Genomic DNA, 21788 nt, shown 5'->3' on the forward strand with positions numbered 1-21788 from the left:
GGTTAAAAAGCCTTAATTTTATAAAATATATGAAAACCTCCGCAGGAGATTTAATCAATAAATAGTGGATATGAAAAGAGTAGTAGTAACAGGTTTAGGTGCCGTAACCCCTTTAGGTAATACTGTAAATGAATTTTGGGATAATATAGTTGCGGGTAAAAGTGGTGTTTCGTTGATCACCAAATTCGATACATCTAAATTTAAAACCAATTTTGCTGCTGAGGTTAAAGATTTCGATGCTACAGCATATGTTGATAAAAAGGAAATAAAAAAGTACGACTTATATACTCAATATGCAATTGCGGCCAGCGATCAGGCGATTAAAGATGCTGGGTTGGATTTTGAAGCCATGCCTGAAGTAGAACGTTATGAAGTTGGTGTAATATGGGCATCAGGAAATGGCGGTATAAGTACGTTCGAACAACAATTAAAGGACTATCACTTAGGAGATGGAACACCTAGGTTCAGTCCTTATTTCATACCAAAGATGATTGTCGACATCGCTGCCGGGGTCATTTCTATCCGTCATAAATTACATGGTCCAAACTATGCCACTGTTTCCGCTTGTGCTTCTTCAAATACAGCAATTATAAATGCTTTTGACACCATAAGATTAGGAAAAGCTACAATTATGGTAGCCGGAGGTTCTGAAGCTGCAATTACCGAGTCATCGGTAGGAGGGTTCAATTCCGCTCATGCGCTTTCAAAACGCAACGATGATCCTCAAACTGCATCACGACCATTTGACATAGAAAGAGATGGTTTTGTAATTGGAGAAGGTGGAGGAGCTTTAATTTTAGAAGAACTCGAACACGCGATTGCACGTGGCGCACACATTTATGCAGAAATGGCAGGTGGCGGTATGGCCGCTGATGCTTACCATTTAACAGGTACACCTCCGGATGGATTGGGCGCTTCTCTAGGAATCTCTAAAGCCCTAGCGGATGCTGGTATTTCCGCTGATAAAATTGACTACATCAATGCCCACGCTACTTCTACCGGTTTAGGTGATGTTGGCGAATTAAATGGCATTAAAAAAATATTCGGTGATCTTCCAGTTGCTATTAGTGCTACCAAATCGATGACCGGTCACTTATTAGGTGGTGCAGGTGCGATTGAAAGCGTAATCAGTGTGTTGTCCATTGTGAACAGTACCATACCTGGAACAATAAATACGCAAACACTTGACCCGGAAATTCCTAAGGGACTAAATATCATTTTAGGGAAATCAATACATCAGCCTGTTAATTACGTCTTAAACAATACTTTTGGATTCGGTGGCCATACGGCAACATCGATATTCAAGAAGTACGAGGCTTAAACCCCGGTCCCAGGTACCTGAATTATTTCTTGTATATACTTTGATCCCCAAACCTAATGGATATAGAATTCAATAAAAACGAGGATGTTAATAAACAGTCTGTCTATGAGCTTAAAACGAAGCTCAAGAAGATCTATCTCGGGGGAGGAGAAAAAAGTGCAGCAAAGCAAAAAGAAAAAGGCAAATTACTTGCACGTGAGCGTGTAGATTACCTGATAGACGAAGGTTCTAAGTTTTTAGAAGTGGGGGCTTTTGCTGCCGATGGGATGTATGCTGAGCAAGGAGGATGCCCTTCTGCTGGGGTCGTATGCGGAATTGGATACGTTTCCGGTAGACAGTGCATGATCGTAGCAAATGATGCGACGGTTAAGGCCGGAGCTTGGTTTCCTATGACAGCCAAGAAAAACCTTCGGGCACAAGAAATTGCCATGGAGAACAGACTCCCGGTGATCTACCTGGTGGATAGTGCCGGTGTATACCTTCCAATGCAGGATGAAATATTCCCCGACAAAGAGCACTTTGGAAGGATGTTCAGAAACAATGCAATGATGTCATCAGAGGGGATCGTTCAGATCTCTGCTATCATGGGCTCCTGTGTCGCCGGTGGCGCGTATTTGCCAATTATGAGCGATGAGGCTATGATTGTTGAAGGTACCGGATCTGTGTTTCTGGCAGGTTCCTATCTGGTTAAATCTGCAATTGGAGAGGATATTGATAACGAAACCTTAGGGGGTGCCAGCACACATTGTGAGATTTCCGGGGTTACCGACTACAAGCATCGGAACGACCAGGCTTGCCTCGACAGTATCAAGAATATTATGAGCATGATCGGTGCGCCTGATAAGGCTGGCTTCGACCGTATCAAGGCAGTACTGCCTAAAGCAGATCAGGACGAAATCTACGGACTGCTACCGGATAGTAGAGAAAAGCCTTACGACATGCTTGAGGTGATCCACAGGCTTGTAGACGATTCTGAGTTCGAAGAGTATAAAAAACTGTACGGCCAAAGTATCATATGTGGTTTAGGCCGCATTGATGGTTGGGCGGTAGGTATTGTGGCCAATCAACGTAAAGTTGTAAAGTCTAAGAAAGGCGAGATGCAGTTTGGAGGCGTGATCTACTCCGACAGCGCCGATAAGGCGACGCGCTTCATCATGAACTGCAATCAGAAAAAGATTCCACTGGTATTTCTACAGGATGTCACTGGCTTTATGGTCGGTAGCCGGTCAGAGCATGGTGGGATCATTAAAGATGGTGCCAAAATGGTTAATGCGGTAGCCAACTCAGTGGTTCCTAAGTTTACTATTATCATAGGCAATTCTTATGGTGCCGGCAATTATGCGATGTGTGGCAAAGCCTATGATCCAAGACTGATTTACGCCTGGCCAAGCGCTAAAATAGCAGTCATGGGAGGCGCCCAGGCTGCAAAGGTTTTACTGCAAATACAAGAGGCCTCATTAAAAGCCAAAGGCGAGGTCATTACTCCTGAAAATAAAGAAGAAATGCTTAGGGAGGTGACTGATAAATACAATTCTCAAACCACTCCATATTATGCCGCTGCACGGCTTTGGGTAGATGGAATTATTGATCCCTTAGAAACGAGAACAGTTATTTCTATGGGCATCGAAGCGGCTAATCAGTCGCCTATTATAAAGAAGTTTAACGTTGGAGTGATCCAAACCTGAGACAATTATAATGGGCGTATCACATTCTTAGGTCTGGGGCTATTTGCCGCTTGATTTGAAGTTGGATAAAGCGTAAATTTGTACCGTTATACAATGATAGATATGTCTCAAGAAATAGAACACGTACCCTGTTTAATTATAGGTTCAGGTCCCGCAGGTTACACAGCAGCGATTTATGCAGCCCGTGCTGACTTAAAACCAGTAATGTACACAGGTATGGAGCCAGGTGGACAGCTTACCCAGACCACTGAGGTTGATAATTTTCCAGGTTATCCTTTGGGGATCACAGGTCCGGAGATGATGGAAGATTTCCGTAAACAAGCAGAACGCTTTGGTACTGACATTCGCTTTGGGTATGTGAGTTCTGTGGATTTCTCTTCCCTGCCGCACAAAGTTGTGGTAGATGAGATCAAAACGATCACTGCTGATACCGTTATCATTTCTACTGGTGCTACTGCCAAATGGCTTGGTTTGCCAAGTGAACAACAATACAATGGTTTTGGTGTATCTGCGTGCGCAGTATGTGACGGATTCTTTTTCAAAGGTCAGGACGTAGCTATTGTTGGCGCAGGTGATACCGCTGCCGAAGAGGCGACTTATCTCGCTAAACTTTGTAGAAAAGTTTATATGTTGGTTAGGAGAGATGAATTCAGAGCATCTAAAGCTATGGTACACAGGGTGCTGAATACACCTAACATAGAAATTATATACCATACAGAGACAAAGGAGATCATAGGTAATGGTAAGAACGTTACTGCGGTTAGAGTTTTAAATAATCAAACCGGTGAGGAGTCTGATATTCCCGTGGAAGGATTCTTTGTAGCAATTGGTCATAAACCAAATACAGACATCTTTAAAGGATGGTTGGATATGGATGAGACTGGCTATTTAAAAACCATTCCAGGTACTACAAAAACAAATGTTGAAGGTGTTTTTGCTTGCGGTGATGTGCAGGACCATTATTACCGCCAGGCGATTACTGCTGCGGGTTCTGGCTGTATGGCTTCTTTAGATGCGGAACGCTACCTTGCTGCTAAGGAAGATCTGGTTACTTTAGTTAGCCATTAACTGAATTACTATGGTTTTTGTTATATTGGGCTTAATATCCAATAAGACAAGAACCATAGTATGAAAAAAATCTTATCCTTCACGCTACTCTTTTTTATTTCAGTTGCCGCGGTCGCACAAACTGATGTCAACATGGGGATTATTCCCGTTCCCGTATCGATTGTAAAAAAGCAAGGGAATTTTATTCTTGATAAAACGGTGGTTTTAGTCTCAGCAGATGCCACAAATGCCAGGATCGCAGATTTATTAAATGCCTACATTTTTACTAAAGCAGGATTTGCATTAAGGGAAACCAAGGTAATCACCCCCGGTGCAAAGGCTATAGTGCTTACTTCTACAGGTGCAGATCAACTACCAGCAGAGGGATATAAAATCAGCATCACCAACAAACAGTTTACAATTATTGGCAAAGGCGCAGGACTATTTTATGGTCTGCAGTCCGCTATGCAACTCATGCCTGATCCAGCTCAAAAAGGCGGTACTGTAGTGATTAATGCTGCGGAGATCAATGATTATCCTAGATTTAAATACCGTGGATTACATCTTGACGTAGGAAGACACATGTTTCCGGTTGCATTTGTGAAGAAGTACATCGACCTGATGTCTCAATATAAGCTCAACAATTTTCATTGGCACCTTACGGAAGATCAGGGATGGCGAATTGAAATCAAGAAATATCCTAAACTAACTACCATTGGTTCTAGCCGGAATGGTACGATCATAGGTAACTATCCGGGAACAGGTAACGATAACATTGTTTATAAAGGTTTTTACACACAAGATGAAGTTAAAGACATCGTTGCCTACGCGAGCCAACGGTTTATAAATGTTATTCCTGAGATTGAACTTCCAGGGCATAGCTCCGCGGCAATAGCAGCTTATCCGGAGCTAAGCTGCTTTCCTGACAGAGATACCTTTGTGAGTGATCGGACCACCTGGGCCGGGTCAAGAAAAGGTAAACAGGTTCAACAGACCTGGGGTGTTTATCAAGACGTTTTCGTGCCCTCTGAAAACACCTTCAAATTTCTGGAAAATGTATTAGATGAAGTGATTGCACTGTTTCCCTCTAAGTACATCCATATTGGAGGAGACGAAAGTCCTAAAGAGTTTTGGAAAGAAAGTGCATTTTGTCAGGACCTGATAAAGAAACTTGGCTTAAAAGACGAACATGAACTACAGAGCTATTTCATCCAAAGAATTGAAAAATACATAAATGGTAAAGGGCGGTCTATAATTGGCTGGGACGAGATTTTGGAAGGTGGCTTAGCGCCAAATGCTACTGTGATGTCATGGAGGGGCACTGAAGGAGGGATATCAGCAGCAAAACAAAATCATGATGTAATTATGAGTCCGAGTGGACCAATCGGCTTATACTTGGATAATAAGCAATCTAATTCGAAAGACGAACCGACAAATATTGGAGGGTTCTCCAACTATTCCATCATCTATGGCTATGATCCTGTCCCAAAAGATCTGACTCCTGAGCAGCAATCTCACATTATCGGGGTTCAAGGGAATGTCTGGACGGAATATATCAGGACACCAGAAAAAGTAGAGTACATGATTATACCAAGAATGTTTGCTTTATCTGAAATAGCCTGGAGTCCTGTTGCCAGAAAAGACCTTGTCAATTTTACTGAAGAACGTTTACCCGTTCATTTAAGCAGGCTGGATAAAACAAACACGAATTACTGGGTGCCAACTCCGATAGGGCAATCTGATAAAGTGCTGACTGGTGACAATTTTACGATTACATTAAAGGAGCCAATGCCAGGTTCAAAGATTTACTATACACTTGATCTCTCAAGACCATCGCACAATGCGACCTTGTACACTGCACCGTTAAAAATAACAGTGCCGGCAGGGAGTAAGAGGGTATTGAAAACCATTGTGATTACGCAGGGAAGCAGAACAAGTGTGGTTACCGAGACCGTTATGAATAATGGTGCTCCAGATGAAAAAGCAAAATAAGGAGAATGAAAATGACTAAAATGATATCGAGTGCCTATGCAGTTGTTGCGGTAGTATTTTTATTGGCGTCCTGTAGCGATGGGGGTAAAGAAACGTCAACCGCAAGCCGGCAAGATGTAGCCCCCGCTAAAAAAGATCAATTCCCGTTTTATAAAGATATACAAATCCGTCCGGGACTGAATTTTGAGATCGTAAGTTGGGGCAAGGGAGTGGATTCTCTTGGGGGCTATCTGGTATTACTTTCTGATTCTTTGAAAAACAACTATAAATCGTTGTCAAACGAGCGGGAAGGGATTATCACAGATGCATGGAATATGGATATGGATAACGATGGCAACCCAGAGATCTACATTGAACTCCAGACCAGGAAGAATTTTTCTGATCTGAATGTATTTGAGTACTCAGGGGGTAGCTTCAACAAGATAACGTTCCCTGGCTTAAGTAACAATATGAAGAAGATCTATGCTGGAAATGATAAGTTTACCATTAAAGAAGGGGAGTTATTCCGTGCCTTTCCAATTGTAAATCCGAGGGACACCTCAGAAAAGGCAGGTGATGTTAAACGAATAAAATACAGGTTATCCAGCAATACTTTCTCACCTTCTGAAGTAGAGGAATAAGTCTAATGGCTATCTTTAAACTGTTCGCTTATTCGTTCAAATTTCTCAATCAGTAGCGCTATACGTTCTTTCTCTCCTTTTAAATAGGCCTTCCGGAATACCGTTGCGCAAAGAACCATCCATAAGATAGTGAAGACTATTAAGATGATCTGCATCACAGGCGACATCTGATTCAGCTTTTCATAACCATATAGAATGACTCCTATTGATAAAGCGGTGATGTAAACCCAGTACAGCTTATTGTACAAGGTGAATTTATTCACCTGATAAGCTTTCAAATTATCTAAAAAGGCCCTCGGGTGTTCTGTAAAGTCGTTTTTGGCGATCAATTTGTAATCCTTATAGAGGATAAATGTATAGGTAGCGACTAAAATAACGATGATGCTTAAGCCTGCAAGCGTAGTCCATGATTGAAACTCTGCAAATAAAAGTAGCGCTCCGAGGGTAGCTAATGAGCCAATCATTCCGAGCAGGTTAAGGCGTGATTTAGCCCTGATGCCTGACACTTCCTTCTTTGATTGCAGCAGCATTTCCTCAGATGAGATCTTTACCTCAACAGAATGTGATTGCCAAAGCGATTGTATGTGATCAAATTCTTGCATGCTGATTGTATAATTCCGTAAGTTTTGATTTGATGCGATGGATTCTAACTCTGAGGTTTCCTTCGCTGATTCCCGAAATTTCGGCGATTTCATGGTAGGGTAGTTCGTCTAGTACCATGGTGATGATCAGACGGTCATTCTCTTCCAGTTTAGCAATTGATTTGTAAAGTAACGCAACCTGCTCATTTTTCTCAGAGAATTCCTCTGCTCTGTTTTCGATAATGTTATCAGTCAATTCATCTTTTGCCTGCCTTTTCTCAGATCTGAGATAGGTAAGACAAGTATTTACGGCTATTCGATAGATCCAGGTAGAGATGAGTGATTTGTTTCTGAACTTATCAAGGTTCTGCCAGACTTTAAGGAATGTTTCCTGAAGGAGGTCGTTCGCCGAATCTTCATCTCCCGTATATCCATAGCATAGATGGAAGATCTTCTTAGAATTGGTGTCGAAAATCTCTTTAAATAGCTTTTCCTTATTGTCCACTGATTATGCTTTGTTTCTTTTAGAAGCCATCGGAGACGTTTTGTTACGGCCTTGTGCAATTTATTGCTTTCTCAACAAACTTTATAGAATAATTTAATTATTGTAGTTTTACGGCGGAGATAATAATTAAACTAACTTAAATGTCGAAAAATAACAGGTTAACGTTCTTTATCTTCCTTGCACTCATACTTGGAGTAGCACTTGGATACTATTTAAATGTACAGTCATTTACTGATTTTAATAAGAAGATCGCTGATTCGGAAGTCAGGGTGAAAGCCATCGACGGTCAATTGCTTAAAGTGACTGATACCGCGTCTGTTGCTTACAGCACGTTAATAGCTCAGAAAAAGGCCGCTGAACAGATTAGAAAAGATAACGAAGTATTAAGGGAAAAAAAACTGGAGCCATTAACACTATTGAGTGACATTTTTCTGCGGCTCATTAAGATGATTGTAGCTCCACTTGTATTCACCACGCTCGTGGTTGGTGTAGCTAAAGTAGGAGATATCAATGCAGTAGGCAGAATTGGAGGTAAAACTATGCTCTGGTTCTTGAGCGCTTCATTACTCTCATTGGTGTTGGGGATGATCATGGTCAATATTTTCCGGCCAGGAGAAGCAATGAATCTACCATTGCCTCCAAGTAATGTAGATACCGGAATACAGAAGGTTGCCTTGTCCATGAAAGACTTTATATCCCACATCTTCCCAAAGAGTATGGTGGAAGCGATGGCAACTAATGAAATACTTCAGATCGTTGTATTCTCTTTGTTCTTTGGTGTGGCTACAGCTGCAATTGGGGAGAAGGGACAAATTATCATTATATTTTTTGATAGTGTTGCACACGTGATCTTAAAAGTGACAGGGTATGTAATGAATTTTGCACCCTTCGCGGTCTTTGGTGCCATGGCTGCTATTGTGGCCAAACAGGGCCTGGGTGTATTGTCGACCTACGCACTATTTATTGGCGAGTTTTACTTTACCATGCTACTTCTTTGGGGCCTGCTGATCCTTGTAGGTTTCTTTGTCTTAAAGAAGCGTGTATTCAACCTGATCAACAGAATGAAACAGCCAGTAATGCTGGCCTTTAGTACTGCCAGCAGTGAAGCTGCCTATCCGAAAACGATGATGCAGCTGGAACGATTTGGCTGTAAGGATAAAATTGTGAGTTTCGTATTACCGTTGGGTTACTCTTTTAACTTGGATGGTTCTATGCTTTATATGACCTTTGCGTCGTTGTTTATTGCCCAGGCCTACGGTATCCATCTGTCTTTTGAACAGCAGATCACGATGTTGTTGATTCTGATGCTTACCAGTAAAGGAATTGCAGGTGTACCCCGCGCGTCGCTGGTAGTAATTGCAGGCACCATAGCTACATTCAATATCCCTGAAGCAGGTTTAGCCTTACTGATCGGGATTGATCCATTGTTGGATATGGGTAGATCTGCAACCAATGTAATTGGCAATAGTTTAGCCACTGCAGTGGTAAGTAAGTGGGAAGGTGAACTAACCGATGCATCAGATTAATTAGAATAAGATATATAAAACATGACTTTTAGGGGTAAAAAAATCTTTCTTGCGTTAACCATTGTACTTCCTTTCCTGATCTATTGCGTAATTTATTATACGCCAATGCTTAAGAATGCGAAGTACAGATCCAATGAATTTGTGTCTTTGCAATTCAGATGGGGCGTAGGTCCAGTACTGCAAAACACTTACGATTCCGCTACTGGAAACTATCAGTATGTTGACAATAGAGATTCTTTGATCCACACGAATGTCAAGTTGAGGCACAATGATATCATTTATCTTCACAATAAAGCCAATGAATTGGGCTTGTGGAATTTTCCTGAGGTTATTGCCAATGACGGGGAGAATCTGAAGTCTGACAAGATCTTACGCTACGAGATTCAGTTCAATTACAAGAGGAAGTCGAAGAAGGTGCTTTACATGACGAACTACAATGAAATGCCTAAGCTTAGGGATGTTGCAGCGCAGATGCAGAAATTGATTACCCAAAGCATTAACGACGCAGAAGAGCGTTATGGTAAATAATAATATTGCTTGTGTATTTTATAAAATAAATTCTATATTTGCACCTCGTTAAAAATAAACAATTTAAAAAATAAATAATTAACAATGTACGCAATAGTAAATATAGCAGGGCAGCAATTCAAAGTTGCAAAAGACCAGCACCTTTTTGTACACCGTTTACAAGGAGATGAAGGCGCTAGTATTGAATTTGACAATGTATTGTTGGTTGAAGATGGTGGTGTCATTTCTGTAGGAGCTCCTGCATTAACCGGCGCAACAGTTTCCGCTACGATCGTGTCTCATTTGAAAGGTGATAAAGTGATCGTTTTCAAGAAGAAACGTAGAAAGGGTTACAAAAAGAAAAACGGACACCGTCAGTATTTCACTAAAATCCAGATCTCTGGTATCAGTTTATAATTAGTTATTAACACAAATTATCCATTACAGGTAATTTATAAAATATAAATCATGGCACACAAAAAAGGAGCCGGTAGTTCCAGAAACGGACGCGAGTCCCATAGCAAGCGTTTAGGTATCAAGATATTTGGTGGACAAGCAGCTATCGCTGGAAACATTTTAGTACGTCAGCGCGGTACAAAACACCATCCTGATAAAGGAGTAGGTATTGGAAAAGACCATACATTGTTCGCTTTGGTTGACGGAACTGTTATCTTCAAAAAGAAACAAGACAACAAATCATACGTTTCTATTCTTCCTACTGCTGTTGTTAAAGAAGTTGCTGCTGAAATCCCTGTCGCTGTTCTAGCTGCAGAAGCTGAGGCTCCACTTGTTGAAGAAACACCAGTTGTTGAAGCAACTGCTGCAGAAGCAGTTCAAGCTGAAGAAACTGAAGAAACTGAAAAAGCTACACAAGCAATATAAGCTAGTCTAAATCATAAAAAAGCCCTTAGCACATCATGTGTTAAGGGCTTTTTCGTGTAGCAGGAAATTCTTTAAAAGGATTCAGCGCTACTGCTCTCTGTTCATTAACAGGTTTGCGATATTTATGAGCTCAGTTTTGCGCTCTTCAGAAGTATTAATCTTAGCTAACGCCTGGAAGGCAAGATCAAGATAGTGCTTCATCCTGGTTGAGGCGAGCATTCTGATCTCATACTGGTCATATAAGCCAGTGATGACCTGTATTTTGTTAGCAGTATCCGCATTATTAGCTTGTACGTTTAACAACGCAAGATCTTCATCTGCCGCTACCTCCTGCAGCTTTAAGCGTAAAAAGGTTTTTTTATCAGAAATAATATCTCCTCCAACTTGTTTTCCGAATTTCAGAGGGTCACCGTAAACGTCAAGGATATCATCCTGCAACTGAAATGCAATTCCTAAGTTTTCTCCGAACTGATAGATGAGTTCTGCGTGTTCCGGCGTTGCATTTGAAACAATAGCACCTAGCTTCATTGCACCACCCAATAAGACGGCGGTCTTGAGGCGGATCATATCAATGTACTCGGCTATGCTTACATTATCTCTTGTTTCAAATTCCATGTCTAACTGCTGACCTTCGCAGACCGCCTGGGCAGTAATATTGAAAGTATCCAGTGCTGGTTTAAGCACACTCAGATGCACGTTAGTGAGGTGTTTGTTTGCTTCCACCATCATGACATCTCCGCTTAGAATTGCGGTATTGGTTCCCCATTTTTCATGAACCGTTTCTCGACCCCTCCGAAGTGGAGCGTTATCCATGATATCGTCGTGAAGCAGCGTAAAATTATGGAAGGTTTCAATCGCTAATGCTGCTGGAATCCCGGCAGCTAAGTCGCCCTCAAAAAGATCCACAGCCATCAGTAACATGGTCGGTCTTATGCGTTTGCCGCCCAAACTCATAATATAGCTTATAGGCTCATATAATGACGCTGGATATGTTGGATATTGTGTTGTCGAGATTGCTTGTTCTATGCGCTTTAAAAGATCTGTAGGAGAATGCATTTATAGGGAAACTAATCTTGGATTAAGGTGAAATCTATCTGACGCTTGGCAAGGTCTACTTTTTTTACTCTGACTTTCACCTCATCACCCAGCTGATATTTTTTCTTTTTACGCTGCCCAACGATACAATAGTTCTTTTCATCAAGCACATAAAAGTCATCCGAGATGTCCCGCAATCTGATCATGCCTTCACACTTGTTTTCAATGATCTCTACATACATACCCCACTCAGTAACGCCGGATATGATACCTATAAATTCATTTCCTACATTCTCTTCGAGATACTCCGCTTGTTTATACTTAATAGATGCGCGTTCCGCATCTGCAGCGCGCTTTTCCATAGCGGATGAATGCGAAGCTGCATTTTCATAGTCGTCCTCATCAGCTGACTTCTCATTGTTCAGATACGAAGCTAGCAGCCTGTGAACCATCACATCTGGATACCGGCGAATAGGAGAGGTGAAATGGGTATAATAGTCGAACGCCAGGCCGTAGTGACCTGTCTTTTTTGTGGTATATATGGCTTTAGCCATTGATCTTATCGCCAGTTGAGTCAGCACATTTTGTTCTTTCTTGCCCTCTACGTCCTCCATCAAAAAGTTTAATGATTTTGCGATCTCCTTATCATTCTTCATGTTGATCTTGTATCCGAAACGGGAAGCAAAAAGCGCAAAGTTACCCAGGTTCTCTAGGTTTGGCGAGTCATGGGAACGATACACAAACGTTAGTTTCTTCTTTCCTGTCACCTTTTTAGCAACAAATTCCGCGACTCTTCTATTGGCAAGCAACATAAAGTCCTCAATCAATTTGTGAGCATCTTTACGTTCCTTGATGTACACTCCAAGGGGCTTACCCTTTTCGTCAAGTTTAAACTTTACTTCAGTACTCTCAAAGCTGATCGCTCCGTTCTTAAACTTACGGTCTCTTAAAATATAAGCTAGTTCGTCGAGCTTAAGAATCTCTTCAACATGCTTACCAGCTTTGTTTTCAATGACTTCCTGCGCATCTTCGTAACTGAAACGGGTGTCAGAATTAATAGCTGTCCTTCCAAACCATTCACTGACGATATTAGCATGCTCATCAAGTTCAAAGACGGCAGCAAAGCAGAGCTTATCTTCATTCGGTCGCAGTGAACAAACACCATTACTCAAACGCTCGGGAAGCATTGGAATCACCCTGTCTACTAAATAGACTGATGTTGCTCTTGAATAAGCTTCCTTGTCTAAATTGGTATGAGGTCTTACATAATGAGATACGTCGGCGATGTGAACACCAACCTCATAATTTCCGTTAGGTAGCTTTTTAAAGGAGATCGCATCGTCAAAATCTTTAGCATCCGCTGGATCTATAGTAAACGTGATCGTGTCCCTGAAATCTTTTCTGCCTACCATGTCTGACTCAGTAATTCCTTCAGGAATCGCATCTGCTTCTTTCTCTACTTCTTTAGGGAATTCTAAGGGAAAGCCGAATTGAGCCAGGATGGCATTCATCTCCGTATTGTTCTCTCCCTGCTCGCCTAGAATGGTAGTAATTTTCCCAATTGGATTCTTAGCGCCATCTGGCCAGTCTGTAATGCTCACTTGTACTTTCTGACCGTTCTTAGCCCCGTTAAGGTCTGTAAGCGGTACAAAGATGTCATGAAGCATCTTTCTGTCGTCGATGTTAACGAAAGCAAATCGATCAGAGATCTTGATAACGCCGATGAAGTCAGTCTTCGCCCGTTGTATAATTTCAATCACTTCTCCTTCATTCTTTCTTCCGCTCTTTTTAGCGAACATATAAACCTTCACCTTGTCGCCGTTTAAGGCGTTGTGAAGCTTGCGGGACGAAACGAAAATATCTTTTTCAAACTCATCGTCAGGAATGATGAACGCAGAACCGTCTGCAGTCATATCAACTTTGCCAGTTACAAACGTTTTAAGATCTTTAAATTTAAACTTGCCTTTTTCAGGCTCGATAAATACGCCCTGTTTCGTTTGCTCTTTAAGTACTTCAAGTATAGTTTCCCGTGATGCGGGGTCAGTTATGTTTAGTTGTGCAGAAACCTGTTTGTAATTCAAGGCCTCATTATTGCTTTTCTCGAGAACGTCGCTAATTAATTGTGTTAATACGACTTCTATGTGAGAAGATTTCTTTTTTGCCATAGGTAATATATCAATGATGTGAAGGTAACAATTTGAAGTGATAGATTGTTGTATTTTGTACCTTCGCATCACCCTTGCGGTGTTTAGTTTACTATAGTTTGATAAAAAAGAATGATTCAAGAACGAGAAAGAAAGGCCGGTAAGGAACTCCTCCTCATCATATTTAGGGCATTAGTATGGGGCGTTTTGATGTATTTCTACTTTAGCAAACCTGTACTTCACGATACGGATACACCCATACATAGCATAGCCAAAGCCTTGCTGATCGTTCTCGGTGCCAGTTTAGTGGTTTCAACTCTTCGATTGACCGTCATTTACTGGTACATCCGTAAGCATCAATTTAAAAGCAACATCAAAGACAACTTCATTCTTGGAATCAACAGGATCGTCTCCATTTTAAATACCGTCTTCATTGCGGTAGGTTTCATTACTTTGTTTAAGGTGGATCCTAAGGACTTCATTTTTAGTGTTTCAATCGTGGCTGCTGCAATCGCCGTAACATTTAAAGAGTATATCAACAACATGATTAACGGCCTGATCATTATGTTCTCCGACCGGTTATCCCTGGGCGACCATATCAGAATAGGGAACGACGAAGGAAAGATTCTAGACATCACACTGATCAATATGATCTTGCAAAACGAAGACAGCGATATGGTGATCGTTCCAAACTCAATCGCATTCAGTTCTGTTATTATCAACCAGTCCAAGCAAAACACAAAGAAGCTTTCGGTGGAGTTCGACATGGCGATTGAAAACGGTTACACGCCTGAATATCTCGAGAAGTATTTAAGTAAAGCCATTGATGGCTATTCTGCGAATGTAGTACCTGAAGGATTGACCGTTAAAACACTCGAAATCAACAAGGATGTAGTCATCTTCAAAGCAATGGTTTTACTTAAGCATTACGATAAGCTTAAGGAGAGGGAGATCAGAAGGTCGATTAACACCGCTCTGATCCGGTTGTCCGCTGATTTAAAGAAGCCAGATAATTTAAATATAGAGGATCCTAACAGTACATTCAAGTCTCCAAAGAAAGAACTGCGGTAATTAAACAGCCGCTGCACCAGGGATTGCCGCAATCAATCTCTTTGTATAAGCTGCCTGAGGATGGTTGTAGATGTCGTCTGGAAAGCCAATTTCTTCTATTTTTCCTTTATTCATTACCATCATCCGGTCAGAAATATGCTTAACAACCGCCAGATCATGAGAAATGAAAATATAGGTCAAACCCATCTCTTGTTGCAATTCCCTAAGTAAGTTCAATACCTGAGCCTGCACAGATACGTCGAGTGCAGAAACTGATTCATCGCAAATAATGAATTTAGGTTGTAAGGCAAGTGCCCTTGCAATCACAATCCGCTGTCTCTGACCTCCGGAAAATTCATGTGGATATCTGTCGTAATGTTCTGCCTTTAAGCCTACACGTTCCAATAGTTCTAAAATAACATGCTTTCGTTTAGTGTCATTGTCGAACAGACCATGTACCTGTAGTGGCTCAATCAATGCGCTGCCTACACTTAAGCGGGGGTTTAAAGAGGAATAAGGGTCCTGAAATATAATCTGCACATCTCTTCTCATCGCCTTAAGACCAGATTTATTTAACGATAACAAATCAGTGTTGTCAAAGATCATCTGCCCCGATGTTGGTTCTACCAACCTGATAATACTTCTGCCCAAAGTTGTCTTACCACAACCTGATTCTCCGACCAGACCCAATGTTTCTCCCGGATAAACCTCGAAGGTGACATCGTCAACAGCTTTTACATAATCGGTGGTTTTCCCGAAAAGGCCCTTCCTAATCGGAAACCAGGTGCAAAGATGACTTATCTTAAGTATCGGATCCCGGGCGTAAAGCAAAGCTCTTCTCGCTTCAATTTCAGCACTGCTATAGGTGTTTTCTGCAAGAAGATGCGCCATAGACCGGTCGCTCTCTTCATTGAGAAAATCAGCTACTACAGGCAGTTTTTTCAGACGCCGCTGAGGCACGGGGCGACAAGCCAAAAGTCCTTTTGTGTAGGGATGTTTAGGGTTGGCGAACAATTGTTTTGCCGGTCCCTGCTCCACGATATTTCCCTTGTACATCACTGCTACTTCATCTGCAATTTCACTAATTACCCCAAGATCATGGGATATGAATATCATAGCCATTTGTCGCTCGGTCTTCAATCTCAGCAACAGCTCAAGTATGGTCTTTTGAACAGTCACATCTAAAGCGGTTGTCGGCTCATCTGCAATTAACAGTTCAGGATTACAACTTAAGGCCATCGCGATCATCACACGCTGCTTTTGTCCCCCAGACAGCTGATGAGGGTAGCTCTCAAATATATGTTCAGGTCTAGGTAGTTGTACCTCCTTAAACAAGGCTATTGTCTTCTCTTTTGCTTCTCTGGCGTTTAATTGTTGATGTAGTGCAATTGCTTCCTTCACCTGCTCGCCACAAGTAAATACGGGGTTTAGGGAAGTCATCGGCTCCTGAAAGATCATGGCGATTTTATTACCCCGGTAACGGCGGATTTCTTCAGCAGAAATCGTTAGTAAATCAACATCGTCGAACCGTATGGTACCCTCTATTTTTGTAGCTTGTGGATCATGAAGCCGCATGATGGAGAAGGAGGTGACCGATTTTCCAGAACCGGATTCTCCAACTATTCCCAGCACCTTTCCTTTTTCAACATGGAAGCTGATGTTAGTCACCGCTGTGGACCAGGATCTATCTTCTTTATTCAGGAATTGTATTCGGAGGTTATCAACGTTTAGCATCAGGATACTAAGATACGATCCCAGACACTATTATCCATCAGTTTTGCTATTTTTGCGGTATGGAAAGAGAAATACTTGACACCAAGAGAAAGGCCCTTAAGATTAATTTAAATCATAAAATCTATGGCACTTTCGCCGAGATCGGAGCAGGACAGGAGGTTGCCCGTAATTTCTTTACTGCAGGTGCTGCTTCGGGTACAGTTGCTAAAACAATGTCTGCCTATGATATGACCTTTAGTGATGCTATCTATGGAGTTGAAGAGTCTGGAAGGTACGTGAGCCAATCGCGGTTGCTAAAGATGTTACATCATGAATACAGCCTTTTAAACGAAAGACTATTTGGTGAAAAGTATGATGACCGTACCTTTTTTGCGTTTGCCGATACCGTAACTACATTGAACTATAATAAGTCAAACGATCCACATGGATGGATAGGTTTACGTTTTCAAGTGGAGCCTGGCGGCGAGCCAAATGAAATTGTATTCCATGTGCGACTGTTAGATACAGATGCTGCTTTACAGCAAAACATGCTGGGGATTATAGGAGTAAATCTAGTTTACGCAGCGTTCTATCACCATCAGGACCCGAAAACGATGATTGAATCGTTAGCAGACAACCTCACGATCGGGTCAGTGGAAATCGACTTAATATCAGTCAATGGGCCTGCATTTGCGAACATAAATAACATACTGCTCAACCTATACCTGATTGCAAAAGACTTTTCTGACGCTGCGATCTTTGACGCAACGGGTAAACCTAGATTGCCAAAGGACTTGCTTTATAAGAAAGACATCATGATTTTGCGGACAAAGTATCTTCAAAAGTCCAACCCTAACTTTAGTATGCTTAACAAAGCGGTGGACCAGTTTGTGCGTACCGAAAATGTTAAGGAAGAAAACCTGAGTGTATTGATTGAGGTCCTGATGTCCAACCTGCTTTCTGATGAAGATGCGGTACCTACAGACGTTGATTTGGAAGCTGTTGCAAAACGAGCCGAGGAGATGTGCAAGACAGGTAACAAAGTTATTGTTTCCAACTTTGCAAGACACAACAAACTGGCTAAATACCTGGACCGATGTCGCCCTCAAAGTGTTGGAATTACAACCAACATTAACAACCTAAAGTTCGTGTTCAATTCATCTAATTTCGGAGGCAATTATTCCAGTCAATTGCTTAGTTACGTTAGTGATATGTTTAGTAAAAACGTAAAGCTCTTCGCTTATCCATTTTTAGATAAAAAGACAAATGAGGTGATCACTACGGAGAACATGCCAGTCACTCCTGATGCGCGGTCACTATTTGATTTCCTGAAGATAAACGGCTACATCACCGATATTCAGGATTACGAAGAAGAAGATGTAAAAACCGTTTAAAGATCGTTATAGGGATCTTTAATAGCAATTGCCATGAGTCGATCCGGATGTTCAATCGGTTTGAATCCAAACTGTGCATACAAGCCCTGAGCATCCTGCGTAGCGAGCATGTATCTTCTCAGGCCTTGTAGATCTTTATGAAATAACATTAAAGACAACAGCTTCTTCGATAACCCTTGTCCACGATAGACCTCCTCAATATATACATCGGCGAGGTAAGCAAAAGTAGCCTTGTCTGTTATCCAACGGGCAAATCCAATTTGAATAGTGTCCTTGTAGACACCAAAGCAAAGGGAATTGTCAATGGAGCGTTCTACGGTTTCCAAAGGTATGTTTTGCGCCCAGTACGATTGCGTACTTAGATATCGATGAATGCTTATGGGATCGAGCTTTTGAGGGTCATCAGAAAACACGAATCCATGGTCTTCGATTTCCATTAGTTCCTCATGTTGATGTATTGCAAAGGCTGTCCGAAATCTTCCTTTTTGCACAATGCAATGACGCCTTGTAAATCGTCAATATTTTTGCTTTGAACCCGTACCTGATCATCCATCATTGAGGCCTGTACTTTCAAGCCACTGGCTTTAATCTTGGCAACGATCTTTTTAGCTATTTCTTTATCGATCCCTTCTTTAATAGAAATCTCTTTTCTGATCATATTTCCCGAAGCATATTGCTCTTTTCCAAAGTCGAGACTTTTCGCATCCAGTCCCTGCTTAATCATTCTTGAAATTATGGCGTCTTCAATAGCTTTCAGTCGCATATCATCTTCCGTTACAATTGTGATCTGGTTTGTTTTTTTATCATGTTCGATGGTGCTTTTAGAGGTACTGAAATCATATCTGTTTAAGATTTCTTTCTTTGCATTATTCATCGCATTATCAAAGGTTTGCGCGTCAACTTTACTAACAATATCAAAAGTGGGCATGATTATAGCTTTTATGGTAAAAAATTATGGTAGATTTAAAGTATAGATTAATATAATATCTAATACATCTCTTTAAACATTTAAATATACAAATATGAAAGCCAATAAACCTAAATCCGGAGTGAAAGACGCTAAAAAGGCAGCGAAAAAGGAATTCGAAAAAAGCCTGAGTTCAAAGATTTTTGAAGTGGTGAAGCACTTCGGACAAGATGCAGAGCGAGTGGGAAAGGATATTGAATTGGTTAGTAAATTCCTGGCAAAGAAGCTGTCAAAAAAGTATAAGGAAGCGAAATCAGCAGTAGAAGCGAAGGTTGATGAAATTGCCGCTCAACCTGCGGTTGAAGAGAAAGTTGCAGCTGTTAAGAAGACCGCAGTTAAAGTTTCTAAGACTACCAAGAAAGCAGTCGAGAAAGCAGTCAACAAAGCAAAGCCAGTTGTTCAGAGTGTGAAAGTTTCTGCAATTGAAACCGAGGAAAGAGCTGCTAAAGCAATTGCTAAACCGGCGAAAGCAGCTGTCGAGGCTGTAGCTGAAACGGTAAAGCCTGCAGTTGAAAAAGCCAGTGCTGCAGTTGCAAAAAAATTAGCAGCTAAAGGGCCTGCTAACAAAGCAGCTAAAGCGGTAGCAACGGACCTTGAAGCAAAGCCAAGAGTTTCTTCGAAAACCAAAACCGAAGCCCCGGAATAACTGTTCAGTAACATAATTAACCGGACTAATTGCCTGCTAATTAACAATTGCTTAACATTAGAATCTGCAGTTTTGTATATCCCTGGAAACAGGGATTTTTGTATTTAATTTATGACGAAAAAAAAAGCGCCTTTCTTAAACCGGGAAATTAGTTGGTTGTATTTCAACGACAGGGTTTTACAAGAAGCTTCCGACGAAACTGTTCCACTTATAGAACGCATTAAGTTTCTGTCAATTTTTTCATCAAACCTTGAAGAGTTTTACCGGGTTAGGGTGGCCACTATGAGCAGGCTAGCTAATCTTAATGATAAAGCTAAAGACCTGTTAGGGTTTAATCCTAAGAAAGTCCTTAATGAAATCAAGAATATTGTCGTAAAGCAGGAGCGAAAGTTCGAGCAACTATTTCAGGCAACGCTTATGAATGAGCTTGCGCAGAACAGGATCTTCATTTTGAATGAGACCCAGCTCAACGTATCAAGGGGCGAGTTTGTAAGAAACCATTTTAGGGATCGTATCCTCTCCAATCTTGTGCCCATTATGCTTGATCTGGACAAGCCCTTTCCAGAGTTGAAAGACCGGTATCTCTACTTTTTTGTACGGTTATCGCATACCTCTTCGAAAAGAAACGAAAAATATGCGCTGATTGAACTACCGCCAGATCTTCCCCGTTTTCTAGTCTTACCGGAAACGAACGGTTTGAAGTTTATCATCCTTGCAGAAGACATTATAAAGTATTGCCTCGACGACATCTTTTACGTTTTTAACTATGACATTCTCGATGCGTTTTCCATTCAATTGACCAGAGATGCGGAATTAGATATTGATAAAAATATTAGTGATAAATTCATTGATGAACTGAAAGCAAGCCTGGATAAGCGGAAAAAAGGCAAGCCGATGCGACTGCTGTATGATACGGAAATGCCATTTGAAATGCTTACCGTGCTGGTTACCAAAATGAAGATCGAAGCCGAAAGCTTAATTCCTGGTAACAGATATCATAGATTCGGAGATTTTATAAAGTTCCCTAATGTGGGCGTTAAAGAATTGGAATATGCCCCTAATGTCCCTTTAAAAGTTGCTGGCTTACACCGGACAGAAAGTATTTTCAATAAGCTCCAGGAACGTGATTATTTAGTTAATCTGCCCTATCAGTCTTATGATTATATCATCCTTTTTTTACGTGAAGCTGCCATTGACCCAAAGGTAACGGAGATCCATATCACCTTGTATAGACTTGCAGAAAATTCAAGAGTTATCAATGCCTTGATAAACGCTGCCAAGAATGGAAAAAAGGTGCATTGCCTGGTAGAGTTGAAGGCGAGGTTTGATGAGCGGGCGAACATTTTCTGGACAAGCAGGCTTCAGGAAGAGGGGGTGAATGTGAATTACGGACTGACGGATTATAAGGTGCATTCCAAGATTTGTTTAGTCAAACGAATGGAGAAAGGCAGACCAAAATATTACGCCAATCTAGCTACCGGAAACTTCAATGAAAAGACGGCAAAGTTGTATTGCGACCATAGCATATTTACTGCAAAAAAAGAGATAACCAATGATTTAATTAAGCTTTTCGGGGCTTTAAATAAAAAGACGGTAACTAAAGGATTTAAACACCTTATCGTTTCGCCAATGGAGTCAAGGAATAAGATATATGGCTTAATTGATCGTGAAATTAAGGTCGCTAAACTTGGTAAACCGGCTTACATGATCTTGAAAGTCAATAGTCTGGCAGATGAAGGCGTTATCCAGAAACTTTACGATGCAAGTAATGCAGGGGTCAAGATCAGACTTATTATAAGAGGAATTTGTACACTGGTTCCCGGGATTGAGGGTTTTAGTGAAAACATTACTGTGATCAGTATCATAGATAAATTTTTGGAACATGCGAGGGTATTTATCTTCGGCAATAGCGGTAAGGAAGAAATGTTCTTGTCATCTGCAGATTTGATGAGCCGTAATTTTGAGCATAGGGTGGAAGTAGGGTTTCCAGTCCTCGATGAGGAAGTCCAGCAAGAGATTCGGGACATCATTGAGTTCCAACTGCAAGACAACGTCAAAGCACGTGACATTACTAAAATGAACAATAATAAGTACCATAAAAACAGGTTGACCACCAAAGTTAGGGCGCAAGTGCAGACCTATAATTACCTTAAAAATAAACACCAATAACGCT

The 21788-nt window shown here is 41.2% G+C and carries 20 protein-coding genes; 13 read left to right on the forward strand and 7 right to left on the reverse strand.

The window, feature by feature from the left end; translation table 11 throughout:
- Positions 1 to 70: 70 nt before the first annotated feature.
- The 5 genes from fabF to WKF66_RS11710 all read left to right on the forward strand — a co-directional run bounded on the left by fabF (position 71) and on the right by WKF66_RS11710 (position 6665).
- Positions 71 to 1321 carry a beta-ketoacyl-ACP synthase II gene (gene fabF, locus WKF66_RS11690; protein ID WP_489674634.1) on the forward strand — a complete coding sequence of 417 codons (1251 nt, stop codon included), beginning with the start codon at positions 71 to 73 and terminating at the stop codon, positions 1319 to 1321.
- A gap of 56 nt (positions 1322 to 1377) precedes the next feature.
- The gene (locus WKF66_RS11695; RefSeq protein ID WP_489674635.1) at positions 1378 to 3006 is read left to right on the forward strand and encodes an acyl-CoA carboxylase subunit beta; all 1629 of its coding nucleotides are present in this window, start codon (positions 1378 to 1380) and stop codon (positions 3004 to 3006) included.
- Between the two features lie 102 nt (positions 3007 to 3108).
- Positions 3109 to 4074, forward strand: a complete 966-nt coding sequence (gene trxB, locus WKF66_RS11700) for a thioredoxin-disulfide reductase (RefSeq protein ID WP_489674636.1) — start codon at positions 3109 to 3111, stop codon at positions 4072 to 4074.
- Positions 4075 to 4134: 60 nt separating this feature from the next.
- Positions 4135 to 6045, forward strand: coding sequence for a beta-N-acetylhexosaminidase (locus WKF66_RS11705; protein ID WP_489674637.1), 1911 nt, complete (start codon positions 4135 to 4137; stop codon positions 6043 to 6045).
- A 5-nt stretch (positions 6046 to 6050) separates the two neighbouring features.
- Positions 6051 to 6665 carry a hypothetical protein gene (locus WKF66_RS11710; RefSeq protein WP_489674638.1) on the forward strand — a complete coding sequence of 205 codons (615 nt, stop codon included), beginning with the start codon at positions 6051 to 6053 and terminating at the stop codon, positions 6663 to 6665.
- 2 nt (positions 6666 to 6667) lie between these two features.
- Here WKF66_RS11710 and WKF66_RS11715 read toward each other — a convergent pair whose 3' ends face one another.
- Positions 6668 to 7267, reverse strand: a complete 600-nt coding sequence (locus WKF66_RS11715) for a hypothetical protein (protein ID WP_489674639.1) — start codon at positions 7265 to 7267, stop codon at positions 6668 to 6670.
- Complete coding sequence (locus tag WKF66_RS11720; RefSeq protein WP_489674640.1) at positions 7254 to 7751, reverse strand: RNA polymerase sigma factor; 498 nt, start codon at positions 7749 to 7751, stop codon at positions 7254 to 7256. The genes WKF66_RS11715 and WKF66_RS11720 overlap by 14 nt, the downstream gene beginning before the upstream one ends.
- Positions 7752 to 7891: 140 nt before the next feature.
- Here WKF66_RS11720 and WKF66_RS11725 point away from each other — a divergent pair, with 140 nt between their 5' ends.
- The 4 genes from WKF66_RS11725 (at position 7892) to rpmA (ending at position 10666) form a co-directional block, all read left to right on the forward strand.
- Positions 7892 to 9277 carry a dicarboxylate/amino acid:cation symporter gene (locus WKF66_RS11725; RefSeq protein WP_489674641.1) on the forward strand — a complete coding sequence of 462 codons (1386 nt, stop codon included), beginning with the start codon at positions 7892 to 7894 and terminating at the stop codon, positions 9275 to 9277.
- 21 nt (positions 9278 to 9298) lie between these two features.
- Positions 9299 to 9805: a hypothetical protein gene (locus tag WKF66_RS11730; protein ID WP_489674642.1), complete on the forward strand. Its 507-nt coding sequence runs from the start codon at positions 9299 to 9301 to the stop codon at positions 9803 to 9805.
- 84 nt (positions 9806 to 9889) lie between these two features.
- Positions 9890 to 10201 (forward strand): 50S ribosomal protein L21, encoded by a 312-nt coding sequence (gene rplU, locus WKF66_RS11735; protein WP_489674643.1) that lies wholly within the window; start codon positions 9890 to 9892, stop codon positions 10199 to 10201.
- Between the two features lie 51 nt (positions 10202 to 10252).
- Positions 10253 to 10666 (forward strand): 50S ribosomal protein L27, encoded by a 414-nt coding sequence (gene rpmA, locus WKF66_RS11740; protein ID WP_489674644.1) that lies wholly within the window; start codon positions 10253 to 10255, stop codon positions 10664 to 10666.
- An 87-nt stretch (positions 10667 to 10753) separates the two neighbouring features.
- Here rpmA and WKF66_RS11745 read toward each other — a convergent pair whose 3' ends face one another.
- Both WKF66_RS11745 and rnr read right to left on the reverse strand, forming a co-directional pair.
- Positions 10754 to 11722, reverse strand: coding sequence for a polyprenyl synthetase family protein (locus tag WKF66_RS11745; RefSeq protein WP_489674645.1), 969 nt, complete (start codon positions 11720 to 11722; stop codon positions 10754 to 10756).
- An 11-nt stretch (positions 11723 to 11733) separates the two neighbouring features.
- Positions 11734 to 13866 carry a ribonuclease R gene (gene rnr, locus WKF66_RS11750; protein WP_489674646.1) on the reverse strand — a complete coding sequence of 711 codons (2133 nt, stop codon included), beginning with the start codon at positions 13864 to 13866 and terminating at the stop codon, positions 11734 to 11736.
- Between the two features lie 111 nt (positions 13867 to 13977).
- Between rnr and WKF66_RS11755 the strand changes: the two genes are divergently transcribed.
- On the forward strand, positions 13978 to 14916 hold the full coding sequence (locus tag WKF66_RS11755; protein ID WP_489674647.1) for a mechanosensitive ion channel family protein: 939 nt from the start codon (positions 13978 to 13980) through the stop codon (positions 14914 to 14916).
- Here WKF66_RS11755 and WKF66_RS11760 read toward each other — a convergent pair whose 3' ends face one another.
- Positions 14917 to 16629 (reverse strand): ABC transporter ATP-binding protein, encoded by a 1713-nt coding sequence (locus WKF66_RS11760; protein WP_489674648.1) that lies wholly within the window; start codon positions 16627 to 16629, stop codon positions 14917 to 14919.
- Positions 16630 to 16688: 59 nt separating this feature from the next.
- On the opposite strand from WKF66_RS11760, the gene WKF66_RS11765 reads away from it, so the two are divergent.
- Positions 16689 to 18002 (forward strand): nicotinamide mononucleotide adenylyltransferase, encoded by a 1314-nt coding sequence (locus WKF66_RS11765; protein ID WP_489674649.1) that lies wholly within the window; start codon positions 16689 to 16691, stop codon positions 18000 to 18002.
- Here WKF66_RS11765 and WKF66_RS11770 read toward each other — a convergent pair.
- On the reverse strand, positions 17999 to 18439 hold the full coding sequence (locus WKF66_RS11770; RefSeq protein ID WP_489674650.1) for a GNAT family N-acetyltransferase: 441 nt from the start codon (positions 18437 to 18439) through the stop codon (positions 17999 to 18001). The genes WKF66_RS11765 and WKF66_RS11770 overlap by 4 nt on opposite strands.
- A complete protein-coding gene (locus WKF66_RS11775) occupies positions 18439 to 18930 on the reverse strand; it encodes a YajQ family cyclic di-GMP-binding protein (protein WP_489674651.1) in 492 nt (163 codons plus the stop codon). The genes WKF66_RS11770 and WKF66_RS11775 overlap by 1 nt, the downstream gene beginning before the upstream one ends.
- A 94-nt stretch (positions 18931 to 19024) precedes the next feature.
- Here WKF66_RS11775 and WKF66_RS11780 point away from each other — a divergent pair, with 94 nt between their 5' ends.
- Positions 19025 to 19615: a hypothetical protein gene (locus tag WKF66_RS11780; protein WP_489674652.1), complete on the forward strand. Its 591-nt coding sequence runs from the start codon at positions 19025 to 19027 to the stop codon at positions 19613 to 19615.
- Between the two features lie 111 nt (positions 19616 to 19726).
- Complete coding sequence (gene ppk1 / locus WKF66_RS11785; RefSeq protein WP_489674653.1) at positions 19727 to 21784, forward strand: polyphosphate kinase 1; 2058 nt, start codon at positions 19727 to 19729, stop codon at positions 21782 to 21784.
- The last annotated feature ends 4 nt before the right edge of the window (positions 21785 to 21788 follow it).

Origin of the sequence: Pedobacter sp., assembly GCF_037719805.1 — a bacterium.
Classification (GTDB): Bacteria; Bacteroidota; Bacteroidia; order Sphingobacteriales; family Sphingobacteriaceae; genus Pedobacter.